The sequence below is a fragment of the Pseudomonas sp. 05T35 genome (assembly GCF_056396605.1).
The window spans coordinates 1-3,832 of record NZ_JBFTLU010000433.1 but is presented as its reverse complement, the minus strand read 5'-3'; the positions used below and the strand labels follow the sequence as shown (position 1 = coordinate 3,832).

Below are 3,832 nucleotides of genomic sequence, written 5' to 3'. Positions count from 1 at the left end.
CCATTGGCCAGGCAGCTACCACGGACATCGTGGCCTGAGTCGATGACTATGGGGGCAGCGCATCTGCGCTGCCCTTTGTCCTTGCCAGCACCGCTGCGGTAGGCGAGGCTGCATAGGCTACAACCTGGAACGAAGCACCTTATGACCCATAACGCCTTTACCTACAGGGCAATGGCCTGGCTGATCGCCACGCTGATGATGTTTTCTGGAGATGTAGTCATGGCAAGCAGCCTGAGATTAGCGGACCCGTCGGAACTGGCCGGGCAATGGCAGGTTTACCTGACGGCACAGCCGCAGAACACCTGTTCACTGGAACTTGTGCAAAATCAAACATTGGCGGGCGATATTCAATGCCTCGCCGGTTGGCTGAGTGAAACACCCGTTGGTTGGTTCCCGGAACCCGACGGTATATCGCTGACCGGTAAAGAAGGTTCAAGAATTATTCATCTTGGCCGACAGCAGGAGGGGCGCTACGAAAGTACCAAACACTCTGATCCGCAGATTGTCCTGCAACGCGCTCCAAACTAAGAGCACCAGGGTAAGTCGAGTCTTTTCCAATAATGGAAATAACGACTCCCTCACAGTTTTTTTGCTGGCCGGTAAATAACCTGAACTCTATATCGTCATGACATAGAGTTCGTTCGCCTGTCAGTTGCACTATTAAAAGCATGCCCCCGCCAGAGTGGGGTGGCAGTTTATTGGAACCGTGTCGAACTACCGCGCGGGCTATCAGCTCAGGGAAGATCAATGAGAATGGCGAAGACCACTCCCACTGCACCGCTATTGAAGGCGCTGGGCGACTATAAAAGTATTCTGATCAGCGTCGGTTGTTTCACCGCATTGATTAACGTACTGATGTTAGTGCCGTCGATTTACATGCTCCAGGTCTATGACCGGGTACTCTCCTCGCAGAATGAAACCACGCTGGTCATGCTGTCGCTGATGGTGGTGGGCTTTTTCGCGTTTATCGGTTTGCTGGAGACCGTGCGCAGCTTCATCGTGATTCGCATCGGCAGCCAACTGGAGCGACATTTCAATCTGCGGGTCTATCAGGCCGCGTTCGAGCGCAATCTGTTCAAGGGTGAGGGCAACGCCGGCCAATCGTTGGGCGATCTGACCCACATTCGCCAGTTCGTCACGGGACCTGCGCTGTTCGCGTTCTTCGATGCACCGTGGTTTCCGGTCTACCTGTTCGTGATCTATCTGTTCAACGTCTGGCTTGGGGTGTTCGCTACCGTCGGCGCGGTGCTGTTGATCGGTCTGGCGTTCCTCAACGAGGCGATCACCAAAAAGCCCTTGGGTGAAGCCAGCGGTTATTCGCAACGGTCCACGCAACTGGCCACCAGTCATTTGCACAACKCCGAGACCATCCAGGCGATGGGCATGCTCGGGGCGTTGCGCAAACGCTGGTTCCAGGTGCATTCACGTTTTCTCGGCTTGCAGAACCAGGCCAGCGATACCGGTGCGGTCATCAGTTCCTTGAGCAAGACCCTGCGTCTGTGCCTGCAATCACTGGTGCTGGGGTTGGGCGCCTTGCTGGTGATCAAGGGCGAGATGACCGCCGGGATGATGATCGCCGGTTCCATCCTGATGGGCCGGGTGCTGAGTCCGATCGATCAGTTGATTGCTGTCTGGAAGCAATGGAGCGGGGCGAAGCTGGCCTACCGGCGGCTGGACGCTTTGCTGCAAGAGTTCCCACCCAATGAAGACGCCATGGAGTTGCCCGCGCCCAAGGGCCAGGTGACCTTCGAACAGGTCAGCGCCGGCCCGCCGGGCAAGCGCGCGGCGACCTTGCACATGGTGAATTTCAACCTTGGGGCCGGCGAGGTGCTGGGTGTGCTTGGTGCGTCCGGCTCCGGCAAGTCGACCCTGGCGCGAGTGCTGGTGGGCGTCTGGCCAACCCTTGCCGGGACCGTGCGGCTGGATGGTGCGGACATCCATCGCTGGAACCGCGACGACCTCGGTCCCTACATCGGCTATCTGCCACAGGACATCGAACTGTTCAGCGGCAGCGTCGCCGAGAACATTGCGCGCTTTCGCCAAGCCGACCCGCAGAAGGTGGTCGAGGCCGCGCAGCAGGCTGGTGTGCACGAGATGATCCTGCGCCTGCCGCAGGGCTACGACACCGTGCTGGGCGAGGATGGCAGCGGTTTGTCTGGCGGTCAGAAACAGCGCGTGGCCCTGGCTCGAGCCCTGTATGGCAAGCCGAGCCTGGTGGTGCTCGATGAGCCGAACTCGAACCTCGACACCGTTGGCGAGGCCGCATTGGCCAGTGCCATCGCGCAGATGAAAGCCCAGGGCACCAGCGTGATTCTGGTGACCCACCGTTCCTCGRCGCTGGCCCAGGCCGACAAGTTGCTGGTGCTTAACGAAGGTCGCCTGCAAGCCTTCGGGCCGAGTCAGGAAGTGCTCAAGGCGCTGTCTGGCGCACAGCAGTCTGGCGCACAACAGGAACAGCCACGGGAAAAAACCGCCGCAGCACCGGCCGGGCTCAGCATGAGCCGCCAGTATCAGGCCCCGACCAAGAGCAGTGGTGTATGAGCAAGGACAGCGGCATGACAATCGAACAAGGTTACGCACCCGAGCGCCCTGAGCGCGACGCCGGTTATTTTGCCCGCCTGGGCTGGATGCTCGCCGTGGTCGGCGCCGGCAGCTTTTTTCTCTGGGCCAGCCTGGCGCCTCTCGATCAGGGGATCCCGGTGCAGGGCACAGTGGTGGTGTCCGGTAAGCGCAAGGCCGTGCAATCGATGAGTGGCGGGGTGCTCAGCCGGATTCTGGTGCGTGAAGGCGAGGCGGTGAAGCAAGGCCAGCCATTGTTTCGCCTCGACCAGACGCAGGTCGAAGCCGATGTGCAATCCCTGCAAGCCCAGTACCGCATGGCCTGGGCCAGCCTGGCGCGTTGGCAAAGCGAGCGTGACAATCTCAAGCAGGTGAGTTTCCCGGCCGAGCTGAGCAACGACCCCGACCCGCGTCTGGCGTTGGTGCTGGAAGGTCAGCGGCAACTGTTCAGCAGCCGCCGCGAAGCGTTTGATCGTGAGCAGGCCGGGATGCGCGCCAACATCGAAGGTGCCAACGCACAACTGGCCGGGATGCGTCGGGCGCGCACTGACCTGACCGCGCAGGCCGAATCCCTGCGCCAGCAACTGACCAACCTGCAACCCTTGGCGGACAACGGCTACATCCCGCGCAACCGGCTGATGGAGTTCCAGCGTCAGCTCTCGCAAGTCCAACAACAGCTGGCGCAGAACAGCGGCGAAAGCGGGCGAGTGGAGCAGGGCATTCTTGAAACGCGCTTGAAGCTGCAACAGCACAGCGAGGAATACCAGAAAGAGGTACGCAGCCAGTTGGCAGACGCGCAGCTCAAGAGCCTGACCCTGGAGCAGCAACTGACCTCGGCCGGTTTTAATCTGCAACAGAGTGAAATCGTCGCGCCAGCCRACGGCATCGCCGTCAACCTCGGTGTGCACACCGAAGGCGCGGTGATTCGCCCGGGCGAAACCTTGCTGGAAATCGTGCCCCAAGGTACGCGTCTGGAGGTCGAGGGTCACTTGCCGGTGAATCTGATCGATAAGGTTGGTAGCCACTTGCCGGTGGACATCCTGTTCACTGCCTTCAACCAGAGCAAGACACCGCGGGTGCCGGGCGAAGTCAGCCTGATTTCCGCCGACCAGATGGTCGACGAGAAAACCGGCGTGCCGTACTACGTACTGCGCAGCAGCGTCAGCGATGTCGCCATGGAAAAACTCAACGGTCTGGTGATCAAGCCGGGCATGCCGGCCGAGATGTTCGTGCGCACCGGCGAACGCTCACTCCTCAACTATCTGTTCAAACC

General features: G+C 60.2%; 3 protein-coding genes. All 3 read left to right on the top strand.

Annotated elements, in window-relative coordinates; translation table 11 throughout:
- Positions 1-141 precede the first annotated feature (141 nt).
- The gene (locus AC1DH9_RS24630) at positions 142-528 is read left to right on the top strand and encodes an AprI/Inh family metalloprotease inhibitor (protein ID WP_427540934.1); all 387 of its coding nucleotides are present in this window, start codon (positions 142-144) and stop codon (positions 526-528) included.
- A 219-nt stretch (positions 529-747) separates the two neighbouring features.
- Positions 748-2,541 carry a type I secretion system permease/ATPase gene (locus tag AC1DH9_RS24625; protein ID WP_477808945.1) on the top strand — a complete coding sequence of 598 codons (1,794 nt, stop codon included), beginning with the start codon at positions 748-750 and terminating at the stop codon, positions 2,539-2,541.
- A gap of 14 nt (positions 2,542-2,555) precedes the next feature.
- Positions 2,556-3,832 (top strand): HlyD family type I secretion periplasmic adaptor subunit (locus tag AC1DH9_RS24620; RefSeq protein WP_477808944.1); only part of this gene is annotated, 1,277 nt, incomplete at its 3' end.